This is a genomic window from Nitratireductor sp. XY-223, assembly GCF_004959855.1.
GTDB lineage: Bacteria > Pseudomonadota > Alphaproteobacteria > Rhizobiales > Rhizobiaceae > Hoeflea_A.
In genome coordinates, this window is sequence record NZ_SPNT01000007.1 from 192828 (window position 1) to 211749 (window position 18922).

The window sequence follows — 18922 nt, forward strand, 5'->3', positions numbered from 1 at the left end:
AAGCGTAGAGAAATGCGCTAATACGGTTTGCAGCAAGGAACTGCGGAGGTTTTCGTTTGGCAGCGCGACGCCCGAGACTGAGGGAGATTTCGGAGAAGGCCGGCGTCTCAAAGGCGACCGTCGACCGGGTCATCAACAACCGGGCCGGCGTGCAGGAGCATACACGGCGGCATGTGCTGTCCGTCGCGGCGGAACTGGCGGGCGAGAGTCCCGATGCGCGGGCCGACGCAATCACCCTGGACTTCGTCATTCCAGACAGCCGCAACGCGTTCATGTCGCAGTTGATCGACGAGCTGGAGGCCCATGCGCGCCGCCGCAAGGATGTGCGGGTTGCCATTCATCACCTGGCGAATATCGATGCCGAGGACGTTGCCGCCACCCTGGACCGCCTTGCCGAAACCAGCACCGCCATCGGACTGATCGCGCTCGACCATCACAGGGTGCGCGCGACCGTGCGCCGGCTGTGCGAGCGCGGCATTGCTATCGCGACGATCGCATCCGACATCAGAAACGTTCCGCGGACCTTTTATGCCGGCGTCGACAACCGGGCGGCCGGGCGGCTGGCCGGCCACCTGACCGGGCGACTGCTGTGCAAGGAGACGGCAAATGTGGCGCTGATCCTCGGCGCGCGCGCCTATCACGGCCACGAGGAACGGGAGATGGGATTTCGCAGCGTGCTGCGCGAACGTTTCAGCGGCCTGACAATCGTTGCGGAACGCGAGATCCACGAGAATGTGGATATCGCTTACCGGGAAACCGCCGCCATCCTCAAAGCGCAGCCGGACCTTGACGCCATCTACTGTATCGGAGCCGGCCAGCCCGGCGTCGCACGGGCATTGATTGACAATGGCCGCGCCGGTTCGGTCGTTTTCGTTGCCCATGGCCTGTCGGCCGACACGCGCGGCTATCTGATGGACGGCGTCATGGACGCCGTCATCGACGAGGATACTTCGGTTATCGCCGAACAGGTGATCGAGAGGCTTGTCGCCGGGCAGAACGGCCTCGCGCCGGAACGGATGCCGGCCATTCGCATCCAGGCGATCTTTCCCGAGAACATTCCGGTGGAGCCATGAGACCCGGCCTGGAACGGATTGCGGTCAGCGGGATGGCGATCCAGTTCGATCCGCAGGGCGGCCGCATTGACGAGATGGTCATTGAACCGTCTCCGGGCGCGGCGGCGCTGCGACCGCTTCACAAGGCACCCTGGGCGGCAACGGATGAAGGCCTGCCGGACATAGTCGACCTGGTCGAGCGGCGGCTGGCCGGCGACTTTTTCTGCGCGCCGTTCGGCAAGCAGCCCGGAACGCCGATCCACGGCTGGACGGCCAACGGTCGCTGGCTGGCGACGGGCAAGGAAATCCGAACCGACGGCTGTCTCACCGCAAGTTACCGCCTTCAGGAAGAGGTTCAGGGCGCCGAGGTCATCAAGGAGCTGTCGCTTCGCCCCGGCCACCCCTTCCTCTACCAGCGTCACCGGTTCCGCGGCGGACAGGGTCATCTGCCCGTCGGTCACCACGCCATGATCCGGGTCCCCGGCGGCGCCCGCCTGAGCTTCTCGGAAAAACGCTTCTGCGTGACGCCGAACGACGCGCCCGAACCCGATCCGCAGCGTGGCCGGTCCTTGCTTGCCTATCCGCAGCGCTCCGGATCACTGGCGCAGATCAAGATGGCGGACGGCACTATCCGCGATGCCGCCACATACCCGTTCGAAAGCGGCCACGAGGATACGGTCGTCCTGGCCGAGGCGGATGCGGCGATCGGCTGGTCGGCAGCGCTCGCCAAAAAGGACGGCTTTCTGTTCTTTGCGCTCAAGGATGCGCGGCGCCTGCCGGAAACCGTCTTGTGGATGAGCAATGGCGGACGCAGTTACGCACCCTGGCTCGGCCGGCACACATGCGTGCTCGGCATCGAGGAGACGGCCACGGGCTGTCACGCCAGCGGGCGTTTCGAAAGCACCGGCGCGTTGTCGCCGCAGGGTCTGGCGACGGGCCTCGTTCTTGATGAGGCCAGGGAAACCGACATCCGCTACGGGTTCGGTGCCCTACCCGCGCCGCAAGGCTGGAGCGAGGTCGCCGACATAAAAGCGGGACATTCGGACCTTACGATCGTCGATGCGGGCGGGGACAGCATTACCCTGCCCTTCGACTGCGCGTTCTTCGGCTTGTGACGGTCAGGAATCCTCGGTGATGCGCACATAAACCGCCGTCACCACCAGGATGATGAGACCGAACATGATGCGCCGTGAGCCCTCCGGCATCTGCAGCACCGTCAGCATCGTCGTGAGCACGGTGAGGATCAGCGCGCCGACGATGGTGCCGGAATAGGTGCCGCGGCCGCCGAAAATGGAGGTGCCGCCGATGACCGCGGCGGCGACCGACGGCAGGAGCAGCGGCACGGCCAGCGACAGCGACGGGGCCTTGATGAGGCCGACATAGATGAGCCCGGTGATACCGGCAATCAGGCCGGACAGCGCATAGAGCGCCAGGATGACCTGCCAGGACCGCACGCCGGCGAGGCGCGCGGCATCCTCGTTCTCGCCGATCGCATAGAGCAGCCGGCCGAAACCGGTGCGGCGCAGCGCATAGATGATCAGCGCCGCCAGCGGCAGGAAGACGAGGAGCGAATTGGGCGCGCCATAGGTCCGCCCGGTCCCCAGCCAGGCAAGGATCTCCGGCACGCTGGAGCCGGTGGCGATCACCGTGCGCTGATAGACCTGCAGGCAACCGGTGCCGATCAGTCCGGTCCCGAGGGTCATGATCAGCGGGTGGACGCGGAAAAGCCCGACGCCGATGCCGTTGGCGATGCCGATCATGACGGCCGGAATCAGCGAAACCGCGATGGCGCCGGGCGTTCCCAGGATCGCCACCTGTGTCGCCACGACGAAGGCGCTGATGGTCGCGGCAATGCCGACGGAAAGATCGATGCCGCCGGTCAGCATGGTGAGCGTCTGACACGCGGCGAGCATCGCCAGCGGAATGGCGAACTTGATGGTGTTGCCGATCCAGCGTTCGTTGAAGATGCCCGGACGCATGATCTCGAGGACGACGACAAGCCCGATCAGCAGCACCACGAGCGGCACCAGCGGATGGTCCCGCAGGAACCGCCGGACGCGCTTGGCAATGCTGAGGTCGTCCTGCGCCGGCATGGTCATGATCGTCGCCCCCTCACGGCAAGCAGGCCGCCGATCATCACGACGACGACCATGATGGTGCCCTCCACGATCGTGGTGATGTTCGGATCGACGGCAAGGAATGTCAGGTCGGTGCGCACCAGGCGCAGGATGAAGACGGCGACGATGGGGCCAAGCAATCCGCCGCGCCCGCCGCCGAGCACCACGCCGCCCAGGACGACCGCGGCGACGCTGGCCAGCAGGTAGGGTCCGGGTATCGGCGCGCCGATGCCGGTGCTCATCGTCAGCACGAGGCCGCCCATCGCCGCGAACAGGCCGGCCATCGCATAGGCGCCGACCTTGACCCGGTTGACGGCAACACCGGTCCGGAACGCCGCGAGGCTGTTGCTGCCGATTGCATAGACCGACAAGCCGAAGCGCGAACGGCGGAACGGTATCCAGACCACCATCAGGCAAACGGCGAGCAGAATCAGGGATTTGGGAAACCAGACCGTGACGCTCGCCGGAATGCCCGGAATCGACAGCGGCCCGACCAGCAGCCCCTTGAGCCATTCGGCAGCGGCGCCACCGGGCGCCTTGAGGATCATCAGCGCCACGCCTTCCCAGACGAAGAGCATCGCCAGCGTGACGACGATGTCGGGCACCCGCGTCAGCACGATCAAAAGCCCGTTGATGGTGCCCATCAAGGCACCCAGGCACAGGACGAAGACAACCACGAATATGGCGTATTGCTCGCTGGAACCGTCCATCATCACGGCCGCCGTGACACTGGTGACCGCCATCATGGACGCAATCGAGAGGTCGATGCCCCCGGCGATCACGACGACGGTCTGCGCGGCGGCGGCGAAGGCGAAGGGCAACGCCGCGCGGGCCAGTGAATCCAGGCCCGAAGCGCCGTATTCCGGCTGTATGATCTTGGTCAGGACCAGCAGCAGCGCGAGGATCGCGAAAAGGCCGGTCAACCAGTAGTGGCTGCGCAGAAAACGGATCACGGCCGCGGTTCCTCCGCGTTGTCGCCCGCCCGCTCACCTGCGCTGCCATTGGTGAGACCGTAGGCGGCGCGCATGAGGGTCGGCTCATCGGCATCCTGCGCATCGATAATGTCAACCACGCGCCCGTTGAAGATCACCACGGCGCGGTCGCAGGCGAGCTGCACCTCCTCGAGCTCCGATGTGTATAGGAGGACGGACGATCCCTGTGCCGCCAGTTCCCGCAGCAGCGGATAAATCTCGCGCTTGGTACGGATATCGATGCCGCGCGTAGGATCGAAACACAGGAGCGTGCGCACGCCGGCGGCGATCCACCGGGCGATGGTCACTTTCTGCTGGTTGCCGCCGGACAGGCGCTGAACCTCGCCTTGCGCCCGGGTGTCAATCTGCAGCCGGTCGATGGCGCCGTCGACGCGCGTCTTTTCCGCGCCCATGTTGATGTTCCCCCACCGGGCGGGCCGCGCGTAGAACGGCAGCGCGATGTTTTCCCGCACCGAGCGCTGCATCAAAAGCGCGTCCGCGCGGTCGCCCGGCACGTAGACATGGCCGGCGGCGATGGCATCGGCGGGGTGATGGAAGCGCACGTCCCTGCCGTCGATCTCGATATGGCCGCCGGTGGGGCGCTCGAACCCGGCCAACACCTCAAAGAGTTCGTCCTGCCCCTGCCCCTCCAGGGCGACGACACCGAGAACCTCCCCGCTCCGCATTTCGAAGGAGACGTCGGAGAGTTTCGTTCCGGATGAAAGGTTGCGAACCCGGAGGCGTGGCGTCTCCTGTGTCTGGACCGGCAGGGACTGACCGGTTGCGCGAACGATTTCTTCCGTCGATTTCACCGGTGCGCCGAGCATCATCTCGACGATGCGCTCCTCGGAACCAGGACCGACATCGACCGTGCCGACGGTCAGGCCGTCGCGCAGCACCGTCGCGCGATCGCAGAGGCTCGAGATCTCTGAAAAACGGTGGGAGATGTAGATCACCGACCGGTCCAGCTCACATTGCCTGCGGACGACCTTGAGAACCCGCTCGACGAGGTCGGTCGGCAGGGCAGCCGTCATCTCGTCGAGCAGCAGCACGTCCGGTTCGCTGGCGAGCGCGCGCGCCAGGTCGAGGATGCGCAGGGTCGCAAGCGGCAGGCGGTGGACCGGCTCGTCCAGGCGAAGTCCGCTGATGCCGAGTTCCTCCACCCATTTCAGAAAGGGCTCGACGGGGGTTTCGCTGAGACGCAGGTTGGCGGCGACATCAAGGTCCGGTATCAGCGAGGGCTCCTGATAGACCGGGACCAGCCCGGTCTGCCGCGCCTCCGCCGGCGAATGGACCCGGTGGTCCCTTCCCCTGATCCTGATCTGCCCCGCATCCGGCCGGATCGCGCCGGTCAGGATCTTGACGAGCGTCGACTTGCCCGCACCGTTCGCCCCCATCAGCGCGACGATTTCGCCGGCCGCAACCTGCATGGACGCGTCCCGCAAAGCCAGCACGGCGCCGAAGCTCTTGACGACACCGGAGGCCTCTAGGAGCGGCTCATTCGCCATGCTGCGGATATCCCCCTTGAGGATGGTTGGAACCATGCGGCGGCGCCCGGGAGGTCCGAAGGCACCGCCGCCGGTGGAGGTGCCGGGTGATTATTCACCCGGCCCTTTGCAAGCAATAATGTCGTCCTTGCTGTATGTCGTCCAGCCGGGGATCATGATGCTCACCGGCCACTCGGGATCGAGCGACGGGTCGGCTGCGGCAGCCAGTTGTGCCTTGCCTTCGTCGGTCTTGTTTTCCCAGAGCTGCGGATCGACCAAGACAGTCTGTGCGTCCGGCTTGTCGCCGTCGAGAAGCTGGATGGCGAGGGTCACGCCGGCACCGCCGACGGATCCCGGGTTGGTCACCGCCGCGCCGACGAGGCCGTCCACGGAGTTGAGCTGTCCGACAAAGCCGGCATTGTCGGCGCCGACGATCGGCACCAGCGGCACGTCGGATTCAACAAACGCATCGACGATCACGTTGTCGATCCCGGAGGTCCATACGCCATCGAAGGGTATGCCTGTGGCGATGTAGTCCAGGATCTGCTGCTTTCCCTGGTCCTGCTGCCAGCCGGTGAACACCTCGTGCGCCACCTTGACGTCCGGATACTCGGCAAGCGCCCGCTTGAAGCCCTTGTCGCGGTCGTCGTCGGCCGCGGCGCCGGCGGCGCCGCGCATATAGACCACGCTGCCCTTGCCGCCGATTTCCTCGAACAGCCACTTGGCGCCGAGATAGGCGTATTCTTCCTGGTTGTTGGACAGCACATAGGCCGACGGTTCGGTCACCGCCTGGTCGACCGCCACCACGACGATGCCCTTGTCGGTGGCTTCCTTGATCGCGGCATTGATGCCTTCCGGGTTCGCCGGATTGACCACGATCGCATCGACGCCGGCCTCGATCAGGTTGCGGATGTCCTCAAGCTGACCGGCCGCATCCGTGTTGCGGTGGGCGATGTTGAGCGACTTCACCTTGCCGGAAGCCTTGGCCTGGGCCTTCATGGCGCAGACCATTTCCTCGCGCCAGCCGTTGCCCTGAACGGTATTCGAGACACCGATCGTATAGTCGCTGGCCAGGGCCGTCGTGGACATGCCCGCCACAAAAGCACCGAGCAGTACACCGGATAGCAGTCGTTTCATGTTGTTTCCTCCTTGATTAAGCCGCCGAAGCGCATTTGCTCACGCCATTCTTGTTATTTGACGTAGGGGCGCAGGACGTCGCGCGCGAGCAGAAATCCCCTTTTGACCAGTTCATCCGTTCCTTCGAAATTGCGGTCCTCGTGTTCGATGATCATCGGCCCGTCATAGCCGGCGCGATAGAGGCCGGAGAATATCTCGCCCCAATCGACGTCGCCGAGGCCGGGAAGGCGCGGAACCTGCCAGCCCATGCCGGCCGACATGATGCCGCGCTCGTAAAGCCCGTCACGGTCGATCATCAGGTCCTTGGCGTGGGCGTGCAGCATGTGCGGGCCGAATTCGCCGATGAAGCGTGTCTGGTCGATCATCTGCCAGACCAGGTGGCTAGGATCGTAGTTCATGCCGACGTCGTCGCCCCAGGCCTCCAGGATGCGGCGCCAGATATAGGGCGAATAGGCGATGTTGTGCCCACCCGGCCACTCGTCGTAGCTGAAGATCATCGGGCAGTTCTCGAACGCGATCTTGACGCCGTTGTCGCGGGCGTGGGCGATGATGTCCGGCCAGACGCTGAGCGCGTCGTCCCAGTTGTCGTCCAGGTGCTTCGAAGCATCGCCGCCGCAAAAGGTATTGACCACCGGCAGCCCCATCCATCCGGCCGCGACGATCACCTGCTTGAGATGGGCGATGACCGTGTCGCGGTGATCTTGGTCGGGATGCAGCGGGTTCGGGTAGTAGCCGAGTGCGGAAACCGACAGGCCCTTGCATTCCAGTTCGGCCCTGATGTCCTGGGCCTGTGCCTTGTCGATTGCCGCGACATCGATATGGGTGGTGCCCGCATAGCGCCGTGTCGGGCCCTTCGAGACCGGCCAGCAGGCGATTTCGAGCATCTCGAATCCGTTGGAAACAGACCAGTCCGCCACCTCCATCAGCGGCGTATCGGGGAACGGTGCCGTCAAAAGCCCCAGTTTCATGCAGCCTCTCCCTGTTGCCGATCCGCCATCATGATCCGATGTCGACCCAGCGGCCTTCCCTTGCGCTGCGCAGGACCGCGTCGCAGATCAGCATTTCCTCGTGTCCGTCCTCAAAGGTCGCATAGAGCGGATCCGCCGGCGCACGGCCCGCGGCCACGGCGCTGTAGACATTGCGGAACAGCGCATAGAACGTATCGGCAAAACCCTCCACATGCCCGCCGGGCAGAGCCGCAGCCGCGGCGCCCGAGGGATTCATCAGCGATGCGTCCCGCTGCAGGATCTCGTTCGGCTTCCCGCGGTGGCCGACCCACAGGTGATCGGGTGTCTCCGAATGCCAGCTCGCAGCCGATTGCGAGCCGTCGATTTCCCACTGCAGGCTGTTCTTGCGGCCGGCGCTGACCTGGCTCACCGTGAGCGAACCCCGCGCGCCGTTTTCATAGCGCAGCAGGATGAGCGCCGTGTCGTCGGTCTCGATCTGCCGCTCGACGGTCTCGCCAGCGCCGCCTTGCGAGAAAGTCTCAACGGGACCAACGGGTTGCTGGCGTGTCTTGAGGAACGTCGTGAGCTCCGCGAAGACCGAGGTCACCTTCTGGCCGGATATGAAACCGGTCAGGTCGATCCAGTGGGTGCCGATATCGCCGACGGCGCGCAGCGCGCCGCCCTCCTTCGGATCGAGTCGCCAGTTCCAGTCCGTATCCAGGAGCAGCCAGTCCTGCAGGTAGTGGCCGGTGATCAGCCTGATCTCGCCGAGACCGCCGTCACGCACCATCTGATGCGCATGCTGGTTCAGCGGATAGAAACGGATGTTGTAGTTGACGGCAGCGATCAGGCCGCTGTCGGCGGCCAGTTGAACCAGTTCGGCCGATTCCTGCGACGAGATCGCGAGCGGCTTTTCGCAGATCACATGCCGGCCGGCCGCCAGGATCTGCTTGACCTGTTCAAAGTGAAAACGGTTGGGCGACGTCACGTGAACGACATTGACCGCCGGGTCTTCGAGGAGCTGCTCGAGGCTGTCATAGGCCTTTGCGATGCCGATCTGCCGCGCCCGTTCCCCCGCCCGCTCGGGACTGCTGCCCAGCAGACCGGTTACCCTGACGCCGAGCCGCCGCAGGGCCTCGGCATGAACCGTGCCGATGAAACCCGTGCCAATGACCGCAGCGCCGTAGTCGCCCGGATTGAATGGCTGCGACGTGCTCATAAGACGTTAAGCCCCCTAACGCTTTTACATCGAGTTTCACGCAACGGAATATCCGCCGTCAACATTTATCGACGCTCCCGTGATGAATGCGGCCGCCGGCGAGGCCAGGAACAGGACCGGTCCGGCGATGTCCTCGGGCTGGCCCCAGCGCCCCATCGGCGTGCGCGCATTGACGGCGGCGACATGGTCCGGATCGGTGCGGCTGCGTGCCGACTGTTCCGTGACCACAAAGCCGGGCGACACGGAGTTGACCCGGATTCCGTGTTCGGCCCAGGCGATGGCGAGGGACCGGGTCAACTGCCGCACCGCCGCCTTGCTGGCGCCGTAGGCCGGGTTTTTCGGACTTCCGAAGGAACTGTACATCGACGCGATGTTGATGACGCAGCCCTTGCTCTGCTTCAGCCTCTGCAGGAAGGCCGAAGTGACGCGAAACGTGCCGTGCAGATTGACCTTGACGACCTCCTCGAAGAATTCAGGGCGCATCTCCTCGCCGCGGGCGGTGATGGCTGCGCAGTTCACCAGGATATCGAGGCGCGGCGTGGCATCGGTCAGGGCATCGATGGCGTCCTGATCGGTCACATCCAGCTGAACATAGGGGTGGCGGCCGCGGTCTTCCTCGACCGGCTCCGGCTCGACGCCGGTGATCCTGACATGCGCGTCGGCGGCCTTGAAGGCCGAGGCGATGGCCGAGCCTATTCCGCCACGGCTGGCGCCCACGACCAGGACTTCCCTGCCCGAAAAATCGAAAGTGCGATGCGGATCCACCGGCACTGTCCTCCCGGGCACACTGTCCCACGGCCTTTTTTCGAATGCAAGATTATTTTCAAAAACGAGATTATGAAAATCTGCAACTAGAATCCCGGCGCTTTCCCGGTATGGCGCAATGCAAATGCTGCGGCCGGCTCACTTGCGACGGTCTATCCGGCGGCCGAGGCTGACGATGATCGACTGGCACAGGACAAGCGCCGGCACCTGCGAACGGAAATGCCCGAGGCGGGCTTCCTTGACGTAGAGCACCCGTTCGGCCAGCGGCACAACCGGGCTCAGCTCGTTGTCGGTGATGGCCAGCACCCGCCTGCCGCTCGCGGCCGCGGATCTTGCGATTTCGACGGTTTCGGGCGTGTAGTCGTCGAAGGTGATCGCCAGGAGGATGTCGTTGTCGGCGATCGACGCGATCTGCTCATTGCGCATCGCACCCAGATTGTCGATCAGGTGCACGCGCTTTCCGACGTTGGAAAAGCCGTAGAACGAGTAGGCGCCGATGCCGTAGGCGCCCCGCGCCGCGGCGATATGGACCGCGTCGGAGCGGATCAGCGCGTCGACGAATGCCTCGAGCTCGGTATTGTCGATATCGTCGCGAAGGCGCAGCAGCGACTCGACCGCCGTCTGCACAAAAGTACCGAAGACGATGCGCGGCTGCTCAAGGTCGAGACCGCCATCCTCGTCCAGATTGCCGTATTCGCCGAGTGCCTTGATGCGGTCCGCGTAGGTCATGCGCGGTCCGACAAGCCTTTGCCGGAAAACATCCTGCAACTCGGCGAAACCGGAAAACCCCAGTTCCTTGGCGAAGCGGGTGATGTTCGCCGGCGGCACCCCGGCCATCTTCGACAGGCCGACAATGTTGTAGATGGCGACATCCTCTGGATTGTTGAGAAAGAACTGGGCGACCTGGTTGAGCCGCTTGCTCAGGCTCCCCTGCCGTTCGACCAGCGCCTCGACGAGGCTTGCATAGTCCTCGATCCGCGCAACCGCCTGTTCCCCGTTCTTCTTCTTCGGCATCGCGTTCCCCAAGGATCTAAGACTGGGCCGGAGCCCCGACCACCGCCTGTTCCATGTCAACCAGCGCGCCGGTCGTCAGTCCGGCGCTGTCGCTCAACAGGAAAACGGCCAGGCGCGCCACCTCGTCCGATTGCAGGAGACGCCCGAGAGGCAGGTTTCGCGCCGCGGCGGCCAGCCATTCGTCGCCCTTGCCGAGGATGCTCGCCTGCATTTCGCGCTCGGCGGGCGTCTCGCACCAACCCACATTGATGCCGTTCACGCGTATGCGGTCTGACAGATGCGCATTGGCCGCGTTGCGCGTCAGCGTGGCCAGCGCGCCCTTCGTGGACGCGTAAATGGCAAGGTCGGGTGCGCCGCAATGGGCGTTCATCGACAGGATATTGAGGATCGCCCCGGCGGATTTCCGCCGCAGCATGTCGTTGATCGCACCCTGCATGAGGAAAAACGGGGCCCGCGCATTGACCGCATAGAGGCGGTCCCAGGTCTCGACATTTCCGTCGGTGAGCGCCGCGCGGTCGGTGAGGCCCGCGGCATTGACCAGGCAATCAACCCGCCCGAAGCGCGCAAGCGCTGCGTCAATGACCCCAGCCGGTGCATCGGGTTCGCCGAGATCCGAAACATGAAATTCAACCTGATGCCCCCGCGCCGCCAGTTCACGGGCGATGTCCCGGCCGGCGGATTCGTTTCGGTCGGTCAGAAACAGGGCTTGCGCACCGCACATGGCGGCCGCGTTCGCCACCTCTGCCCCAAGGCCCTGCGCGGCGCCGGTGATGACAACAGTCTTGCCGTCCAGATCGATCTTCACACGCTCCTCCCATGCCGGCAGGACGCCGACATGCATCGGGTGAGCGGGACACGAAAGCCCCGGTCACGAGATACAAAAGGCTAGTCGCGGGCGGCGGCAAAAGCAAACCGGCGGCTGTGCCGGGAACCGGAGCCGAACGCATCCGTTGCGAAAAACGCCCGGTTTGATCTATCGTCTGACAACGGAATCAGGACCACCGCACGGACATTCGAAGATGCCGAAACCCGAGCAGGAAAAACACAATCCGACCGTTCAGGATGTCGCGCGGGCGGCCAATGTGTCGACCGCAACGGTGAGCCGCGCCCTTTCGGCGCCGGAGCGCGTTTCGGAAAAGGCCCGCGAGCGAGTCGCCGAGGCGGTCCGGCAGACCGGCTACGTCATCAACCACGCCGCGCGAAACCTGCGGCGCCAGGAGACCGGCACCATTGTCGCACTGGTCCCGGATATCGGAAACTCCCATTTCTCGAACATCCTGAAGGGGATCGAAACGGTCTGCGCCGATCAGGACATCAAGGTGCTGATCGCCGATACCCGCAAGCCATCCATGTCGCGGTCCAAGCTGCAGGGCTATTTCAGCCAGAACAATTTCGACGGCATCGTCATCCTTGACGGGGACATCTCCATCTCGGAGATGCGCGCGGCGAACCTTGCCCTGCCGCCGGTCGTCACCGCCGGCGAGTGGAGCGACGACCCGACTGTTCCGATCTCCATCGTCGACAACCTGATGGGCGCCGGCCTCGCCGTTTCGCACCTGCTTGAACTCGGGCACCGCGAGATCGGCCACGTGACCGGCCTGCTGACCCACAAGCCCGGCCGCGACCGGCTGGAAGGGTTTCAGAACGTGCTGGCGCGGGCCGATATCGATCCGGCAGGGGCCTGGGTGTTCACCGGCGACTATTCGCTGGAAACGGGCAAGAACGCCGCAGAGGCGTGGCTGAAACTGCGCGACCGGCCGAGCGCGGTGTTCTGCGCCAGCGACCGCAGCGCTTTCGGCTTCATTTCGACGTTGCACGAAGCCGGGGTGACGGTGCCCGACGACGTTTCGGTGGTCGGCTTCGACGACATCGACATTGCCGCGCATTTCGTGCCGGCCCTCACCACGGTGCACCAGCCGCGCCGCGCGGTCGGCTCCTGCGCCGCGCGCCACCTTCTCGAGCTGATCGAAGGCAACCAGCCGGACCTGGACATTGCGCCGCTCGATCCCTGGCTGGAGGTCCGTAAAAGCACCGCGCCGCCCGCCGGTTAGAGCGGGCAGACCGGCAGGTCACCAATTCTTCCGGCCGGGCTAGGCGACCTTGTAGACCCGCCTGGCGTTTTCCCCGGCAATGCGGGCGGCCTCGTCCTCGGACAGGCCATCCAGGATCTTGCGGGTGACCGTGAGCCAGTCAGGCAACCCGTTGGCCAGGTTCACGACCGGCCAGTCGCTGCCCCACACGATGCGGTCTGCGCCAAAGGTCGCGAGGACATGATCCACATAGGGCCTGATCGTGTCGAGCGAGGCTTCGCCCGGCGCGCAATAGGCAAGGATCCCGGAAAGCTTGCAGGTCACGTTGGGCAGCGCGCCGAGCTTGGAGATGTGGGCGCGCCACGGATCGAGCCCCGCGCCGGCAATATCCGGCACGCCGCAATGGTTGAGCACGAGGCTCGTGTTGTCGCAGGCTTTTGCCAGCTCAAGGGCGATGGGCAACTGGGAGGCCAGAAAGCACATATCGAATACAAGATCGCGCCTGCCGATTTCACGGACGTTGCGACGGAAGCTCTCCGACTGAGACAATTCATCGGGCATCACGTGAAGAATGCGGCGAAAGCCGACGACATTGAGGTCACCGCACTCATCGAGCCAGGCTTCGTAGCCCTCGTCGGTCTCCGGCCGGCAGGAAGCGATCAGTCCGACGATGCGGCTTGACGGCTGCTTGGCACGCTCGGCGACAAATCGGGCTTCCGCCTGATAGTCCGCATCATCGACACCGGTTTCCATGAAGATGGTCGCGCCGACACTCCCTTCGGCAAGTTCCTGATAGACTTCGAGCGGAAATGCATTGTCCGCTAGAGCAGGAATGCCTGCGGTCCAGCCGTAACCGGCCACATCCGGATAAACGAGATGCTGATGTGTGTCGACAAGCGGTGTCATTGCGTTCCTCCCTAGAGCCAAAAGCGCCTATTTGTCGTTGACGCACTCCTGCCTTTGCGTGCCAAGCCCTTCAATGCCGAGTTCGACGACGTCGCCGGCTTTCAGATAGGTTGGTGGCTTGAGGCCCATTCCGACACCGGGCGGCGTTCCGGTGGAAATCACATCGCCGGGATGAAGGCTCATGAACCGGCTAAGGTAAGACACGACATGGGCAACGCCGTAGACCATCGTGCGGGTCGACCCGTTCTGCCTGGTATCGCCGTTGACGGTCAGCCACATGGCGAGATCCTGCGGGTCGGCAATTTCGTCGCGGGTCACGAGCCACGGGCCGATCGGCCCGAAATTGTCGCAGGACTTGCCCTTGGTCCACTGGCCGGCGCGCTCGATCTGATAGGCCCGCTCCGACACGTCGTTGGTCAGGCAATAGCCGGCTACATAATCGAGTGCATCGACCTCGGAGACATGTTTTGCATGGCTGCCGATGACGACGGCGAGCTCCACCTCCCAGTCGGTCTTTTCGGAGCCGCGCGGGATGTGGATCGGATCGTTCGGTCCGCAGATCGCGCTCGTCGCCTTCATGAAGATCACCGGTTCGGGCGGCACGTCCATGCCGGCCTCCTCGGCATGGTCCGCATAGTTGAGCCCGATGCAGATGAACTTGCCGGTTCCCGCGACGCAGGGTCCGAGCCGACCCGGCGCGTCGACGGCCGGCAACGTCGCCGTATCGAGCCCGCGCAAGCGCGCCAGGCCGGTATCGGAAAGCGTCTCGCCGGCGATATCGTCCACGGCCGAGGACAGATCACGCACAACACCGTGAGCGTCCAGCAGGCCGGGTTTTTCCCGGCCGGTTTCTCCAAATCTCAAAAGCTTCACTTTGTTCTCCTGTCAGACATTCGCCCAGCCACCGTCAATGACATGTGCCACGCCGGAGGTATAGGCGGATTCGTCAGAAGCAAGATAGACCGCCAGCGCGGCAATCTCCTCGGCCAACCCGATTCGGCCCATGGGCTGGCGCGCCACGAAGTCTGACCTTGCCTTGTCATAGTCGCCGGTGTCGCGAAGGCGCTGCTCCAGCGACGGGGATTCCACCGTTCCCGGGCAGATCGCGTTGCAGCGGATATTGCTGCCGATGAAGTCGGCGGCGACCGACTTGGTCAGGCCGATGACCGCCGCCTTCGAGGCGCCATAGACGAAGCGATTGGGAGCGGCGATAACCGACGAGGCCACCGACGACATGTTGATGATGGAGCCGCCGCCATTTTCCAGCATGTCCGGCAGGAAACGCCGGATCATGCGGTACATGGCCTTGACGTTCAGATCGAACGAGAAGTCCCAATCATCCTCGTCGCAGTCGAGGATGGTTCCGTTGGCGACATAGCCGGCGCAGTTGAAAAGAACGTCCGGCGGGCCGGTTTTTTCGGCCGCCTGGTTGATGGATTGGGGATCGCGTACATCGAGCCGAAAGGCCTCGAGACCTTCGGCCTTCAATGCGGACAGGGCCTCTTCGTTGATGTCGGTGGCAAAAACACGCGCGCCTTCGGTCTGCATAGCCAGCGCGGAGGCCCGTCCGATCCCCTGCCCCGCGGCCGTAACCAGTGCGGTCTTTCCGTCAAGTCTTCCCATAAGCCCTCGCTAAACCGGTAAACAGGCCGGACCAATCGGCTCAAAACTCTTGTAGGTCAGAATGAATTCCGTGTGGCCGAGTGCCTCGGATTTCGTCTTTTCTCCCGAAGCGACGCCCAGGACAAGGTCGAATATGAGCGAACCCACGTCGTCGAGGCTCGCCTCGCCGGTCAGGATCCTGCCGGCATTCACGTCCATGTCCTCGCTCAGCCGCTCGTACATGGCCGGATTCGCGGCAATCTTGATAACCGGGGCAAGCGCCGATCCGACGACGGAGCCGCGTCCGGTCACGAACAGCGTGAGATGCGCGCCGGAGGCCATCATCTCGACGATCTCGGCATTGTCGGAAATATTGGGGAAACCGAAGCGCACGTCGCCGTCCGGAACGATATCCATCAGATAGAGCCCGCCCCGGGGTGGCAGGTCGCCCGGTTTTATCAGACCCGATATCGGCGAACTGCCGGACTTGGCGTAGGCGCCCATCGATTTTTCCTCGATCGTCGACAGGCCGCCGTCCGCATTGCCGGCGGCAAAGCTGCCATAGCCGAGCTCGGCGTAGTAGCGTGCCGCCTTGTGCACCGACCGGCGCAGTTCGTCCGCGAGTTCCGGGGTCGCGGCCCGGTCGGCCATGATCTCCTCGCAGCCGATCAGTTCGCCGGTTTCCTCGAATATACAGGTCGCGCCCTCGTGAACGAGCCGGTCGAAAGCACGCCCGACGGCCGGATTGCCCGATATGCCGCTGGTTCCGTCCGAACCGCCGCAGACGGTGGCGACGACAAGATCGCCGATGTCCATCGGCACGCGCTCTGCGCCTTCCAGGTCTTCAAGGGCCTGCGCGACCCATTCCCGGCCCTTTTCGATGGTTGCGCGCGTGCCGCCCTCGCGCTGGATGACCAGCGTGGACACCGGCCGGCCGCTTTGCGAAATCGTCTTTTCAAGCTGGTAGCGATTGAAGCTCTCGCAGCCGAGCGACACGAGCAGAACCGCGCCCACATTGGGATGGGTGCACAGCCGTTCCATCATGTTCTGTGCGTATTCGTTGGGAAAACAGCCAGGAAAACCGATCAGATGCGCCTGTTCGAGGTGGGGATAGGCGATTTCCCGGGCGACATGGTGGGCGCATTCCACAAGATATGCGACCGCCACGACATTGCGGATCCCCTTGCGGCCATCGGCACGTTGAAAACCTGAAAACGTCATCGGTCTTCTCCATTGCTTTCCCGCTCATTGTCCGCGCGCGCCGCGTCAAGGGAATGGGTGGGCGTGTAATCGCTCCTGATATTGTGCAGGTGAACATGGTCGCCGACGGCGATATCGGCCGTCGCGGAGCCGATCGGAACACCGTATTTCAGGACCTTTTCGCCCGCTCCGATGGGGAGGAGTGCGATCTTGTGGCCCATGCCGATGCGTATGTCGGTGACAATCGCATGGCCGCTGACCAGGAGCGTCTCACCGGCCGATATCGCCTCCCTGGCTACGGCCACATTGTCGCGCGGAGACAGGATGAGCAGCCTGCTATCCGTTTTCAGCCGATCCGTAACCGTTTCAATCCTGCCCATTCGTCTACAGCCGTGCAATCGTGCAATTGTCGATAAAGTCCCAGTCAAGCGCAACGCCAAGGCCGGGTTCCGTCGGCATGCGCGCCATTCCGTCCTCGACCGGCAGCGGCTCGGCCAACCCGAATTCGAACTGCGGGATCGGCCACAGCAACTCGAAATAGCTGTTGTTGCGCACCGCGCCGCACAGATGCAGATTGACCATTTCCAGCGGGTGGAAAATCGTCGTGTGCAGTTCGCAGTTCATGTGAAAGGCCTCGGCGAGGCGCGCCGTTTTCAGGGCGCCGGTGATACCGCCGGTCCAGGACACGTCGGCGCGCACCGCGTCGACCACGCGCGAGGAGATGCACTCGGCCACGGAATAAGGATGCTTGGCGATGACTTCCGTTCCCACCACCGGCAGGTCGAGACGACGCGTCAGTTCCCGCAGGGCACTGAAATTCTCGTCCGGCAGGGGTTCTTCGAGCCAGAGATAGCCGAGCGCTTCCAGCTCGCGGCCGAACCGGACTGCCTCCTCGAGCGTATAAGCCGCCACCGGATCGGACATCAGCGCGAATCCGGGTCCGACCGCCTCCCGGACCGCCCGGTGTATCTCGATGTCCTCCTCGAGCGAACGTCCGGGCGGATGGATCTTGTAGGCACGCAAGCCGGCATCGCGAACGGTGCGCGCCTCTTCCTGATAGGCGGCGGCATCGGCAAGCACCAGGGACGAGGCATAGACCGGGATTTCGCCGCGCGCGCCGCCGATATAGCGCCACAGCGGCTGCTCGGCCGCCATCGATCCCAGCAGCCAGAGGCAGCAGTCGAGGGGACCGTAAAGGTAGATCGGCAGATGGTGCCACCAGCGGTCGGCCGTGCGCCAGTCATGCCACATGGCCTCGCGATCCAGGGCGTTTCGCCCGGTCACGAACGGCCGCAGGGACGCGGCGGCCAGATGACCGGAACCCAGCGCCGAGCGCCCGGCAAAGCCGAACATGGACGCGGAAGGCCCTTCATCCGTTTTCACGGTGAATACCAGGAATTCCAGCCCCTCATGGGCAATGCCGTCACGCGTGGCCTCACGCGCGATGACTGCCTGCTCGAAACGACAACAGCGGAGGTCGAGGCCGGTGATCCTCATGGTCAGAACTTCCCGTGGCGCAGATAGGCCTGCTGGGGATCGACACCGTCGAGGATTGCCTTCCTGACGAGGTTTTCCGTCTGCATCGCTTCGACGGACTGTTCGAGGACTTCGTCCAGATGCTCGACCGGTATGCGCACCATGCCGTCCCGGTCGCCATGCAGCCAGTCGCCGGGGCGGATGAGCACATCGTCGAACATGATCTCCACATCGATGGCCTTCGGCAGCCAGGTGCCGACGATGTCGCGCGGCGTGTGGTGCGTGCGCCAACAGGGGAAGCCGAGCTTCAGAATGAAATTGGCGTCGCGCTGCGCACCGTCCAGGACGCAGCCGAGAACGCCCTTCCCGTGCAGGGTTTCGGCCGACAATTCGCCCATTTGCGCGACCAGATGGGTGTTCGGCTGTGCCGTCCAGATGTGACCGGTTCTGCATTTCGACAGCAAACCGGTCCACGCCAGCAGGGTTTCATGCGGGTCCGCGGTGTCGTCCATCCTTCCTTCGATGGTGAAGGCGGGACCGCACAGCGTCATCTCGGGCTGCAGCGGCGCAATGCGCGGCGGCAGCGTGAAATTGCGCAGCCCGTTCGCCCGCATCACGTCATGGATGACGCCGGTATAGCACTGCCTGTATTTTTCGATGCGCGGGTCAGTCATGATGGAACACTTCCTCCATCATCGCCCACCATTCACCGTCCTTGCGCGTCTCCAGCGGCACCTGGCACGGCATGCACACGTCCCACCATTCCTGGGTCTTCGGATCGGCTGCCATGCGCGCGGCATCGGCCTCGAAATCGCTTCCGGTATATTCCCAGTAGCCGAACAGCAGGTTTTCCGGCTCCTTCAGGAATATCGAATAGTTGGTGATGTTGCATTCGCTGATCTTTGCGAGGATTTCCGGCCAGACGGCAGCATGAAGGCGCTTGTACTCGTCGATCCGGTCGGCGTTCAATCCGATGACCATTCCCATTCTCTGCATCGT

20 protein-coding genes are annotated in these 18922 nt (G+C 64.0%); 3 read left to right on the forward strand and 17 right to left on the reverse strand.

Annotation, left to right across the window (positions count from 1 at the left end; all coding sequences use genetic code 11):
- Positions 1–56: 56 nt before the first annotated feature.
- On the forward strand, positions 57–1073 hold the full coding sequence (locus tag E4M07_RS21720) for a LacI family DNA-binding transcriptional regulator (RefSeq protein WP_246660547.1): 1017 nt from the start codon (positions 57–59) through the stop codon (positions 1071–1073).
- Positions 1070–2167, forward strand: coding sequence for a hypothetical protein (locus tag E4M07_RS21725; protein WP_136660497.1), 1098 nt, complete (start codon positions 1070–1072; stop codon positions 2165–2167). Before E4M07_RS21720 ends, E4M07_RS21725 begins: the two co-directional genes overlap by 4 nt.
- A 3-nt stretch (positions 2168–2170) precedes the next feature.
- On the opposite strand, the gene E4M07_RS21730 is transcribed toward E4M07_RS21725, so the two are convergent.
- The 9 genes from E4M07_RS21730 to E4M07_RS21770 all read right to left on the reverse strand — a co-directional run bounded on the left by E4M07_RS21730 (position 2171) and on the right by E4M07_RS21770 (position 11514).
- Positions 2171–3151 carry an ABC transporter permease gene (locus E4M07_RS21730; RefSeq protein ID WP_136660498.1) on the reverse strand — a complete coding sequence of 327 codons (981 nt, stop codon included), beginning with the start codon at positions 3149–3151 and terminating at the stop codon, positions 2171–2173.
- Positions 3148–4122: an ABC transporter permease gene (locus tag E4M07_RS21735; protein WP_136660499.1), complete on the reverse strand. Its 975-nt coding sequence runs from the start codon at positions 4120–4122 to the stop codon at positions 3148–3150. Before E4M07_RS21735 ends, E4M07_RS21730 begins: the two co-directional genes overlap by 4 nt.
- Entirely contained in the window at positions 4119–5684 is a 1566-nt protein-coding gene (locus E4M07_RS21740; RefSeq protein ID WP_348640531.1) for a sugar ABC transporter ATP-binding protein, read from the reverse strand. Before E4M07_RS21740 ends, E4M07_RS21735 begins: the two co-directional genes overlap by 4 nt.
- A gap of 54 nt (positions 5685–5738) precedes the next feature.
- A complete protein-coding gene (locus tag E4M07_RS21745) occupies positions 5739–6764 on the reverse strand; it encodes an ABC transporter substrate-binding protein (RefSeq protein ID WP_136660500.1) in 1026 nt (341 codons plus the stop codon).
- 53 nt (positions 6765–6817) lie between these two features.
- Entirely contained in the window at positions 6818–7732 is a 915-nt protein-coding gene (locus E4M07_RS21750) for a sugar phosphate isomerase/epimerase (RefSeq protein ID WP_136660501.1), read from the reverse strand.
- A 28-nt stretch (positions 7733–7760) separates the two neighbouring features.
- Positions 7761–8930, reverse strand: a complete 1170-nt coding sequence (locus E4M07_RS21755; protein WP_136660502.1) for a Gfo/Idh/MocA family oxidoreductase — start codon at positions 8928–8930, stop codon at positions 7761–7763.
- A gap of 36 nt (positions 8931–8966) precedes the next feature.
- Positions 8967–9695, reverse strand: a complete 729-nt coding sequence (locus tag E4M07_RS21760; protein ID WP_246660548.1) for an SDR family oxidoreductase — start codon at positions 9693–9695, stop codon at positions 8967–8969.
- Positions 9696–9833: 138 nt separating this feature from the next.
- Positions 9834–10709 carry a MurR/RpiR family transcriptional regulator gene (locus E4M07_RS21765; protein WP_136660504.1) on the reverse strand — a complete coding sequence of 292 codons (876 nt, stop codon included), beginning with the start codon at positions 10707–10709 and terminating at the stop codon, positions 9834–9836.
- Between the two features lie 16 nt (positions 10710–10725).
- The gene (locus E4M07_RS21770) at positions 10726–11514 is read right to left on the reverse strand and encodes an SDR family oxidoreductase (RefSeq protein ID WP_136660505.1); all 789 of its coding nucleotides are present in this window, start codon (positions 11512–11514) and stop codon (positions 10726–10728) included.
- A 214-nt stretch (positions 11515–11728) separates the two neighbouring features.
- Here E4M07_RS21770 and E4M07_RS21775 point away from each other — a divergent pair, with 214 nt between their 5' ends.
- Positions 11729–12760, forward strand: a complete 1032-nt coding sequence (locus tag E4M07_RS21775) for a LacI family DNA-binding transcriptional regulator (protein ID WP_136660506.1) — start codon at positions 11729–11731, stop codon at positions 12758–12760.
- A gap of 39 nt (positions 12761–12799) precedes the next feature.
- Here the strand turns inward: E4M07_RS21775 and E4M07_RS21780 are convergent, their stop codons facing one another.
- The 8 genes from E4M07_RS21780 to E4M07_RS21815 are packed head-to-tail and all read right to left on the reverse strand — an operon-like array spanning position 12800 to position 18919.
- Complete coding sequence (locus tag E4M07_RS21780; protein ID WP_136660507.1) at positions 12800–13645, reverse strand: amidohydrolase; 846 nt, start codon at positions 13643–13645, stop codon at positions 12800–12802.
- Positions 13646–13672: 27 nt separating this feature from the next.
- Positions 13673–14518 (reverse strand): fumarylacetoacetate hydrolase family protein, encoded by an 846-nt coding sequence (locus E4M07_RS21785; RefSeq protein ID WP_136660508.1) that lies wholly within the window; start codon positions 14516–14518, stop codon positions 13673–13675.
- A 12-nt stretch (positions 14519–14530) separates the two neighbouring features.
- A complete protein-coding gene (locus E4M07_RS21790; RefSeq protein WP_136660509.1) occupies positions 14531–15268 on the reverse strand; it encodes an SDR family oxidoreductase in 738 nt (245 codons plus the stop codon).
- A 9-nt stretch (positions 15269–15277) separates the two neighbouring features.
- Positions 15278–16468 carry a UxaA family hydrolase gene (locus tag E4M07_RS21795; RefSeq protein WP_136660510.1) on the reverse strand — a complete coding sequence of 397 codons (1191 nt, stop codon included), beginning with the start codon at positions 16466–16468 and terminating at the stop codon, positions 15278–15280.
- Positions 16465–16827 (reverse strand): UxaA family hydrolase, encoded by a 363-nt coding sequence (locus E4M07_RS21800; protein WP_136660511.1) that lies wholly within the window; start codon positions 16825–16827, stop codon positions 16465–16467. The genes E4M07_RS21795 and E4M07_RS21800 overlap by 4 nt, the downstream gene beginning before the upstream one ends.
- A gap of 4 nt (positions 16828–16831) precedes the next feature.
- Entirely contained in the window at positions 16832–17944 is a 1113-nt protein-coding gene (locus E4M07_RS21805) for an enolase C-terminal domain-like protein (RefSeq protein ID WP_136660512.1), read from the reverse strand.
- Positions 17945–17946: 2 nt separating this feature from the next.
- Positions 17947–18597 (reverse strand): RraA family protein, encoded by a 651-nt coding sequence (locus tag E4M07_RS21810; RefSeq protein WP_136660513.1) that lies wholly within the window; start codon positions 18595–18597, stop codon positions 17947–17949.
- Positions 18590–18919: an L-rhamnose mutarotase gene (locus E4M07_RS21815; protein ID WP_136660514.1), complete on the reverse strand. Its 330-nt coding sequence runs from the start codon at positions 18917–18919 to the stop codon at positions 18590–18592. The genes E4M07_RS21810 and E4M07_RS21815 overlap by 8 nt, the downstream gene beginning before the upstream one ends.
- Between the last annotated feature and the right edge of the window lie 3 nt (positions 18920–18922).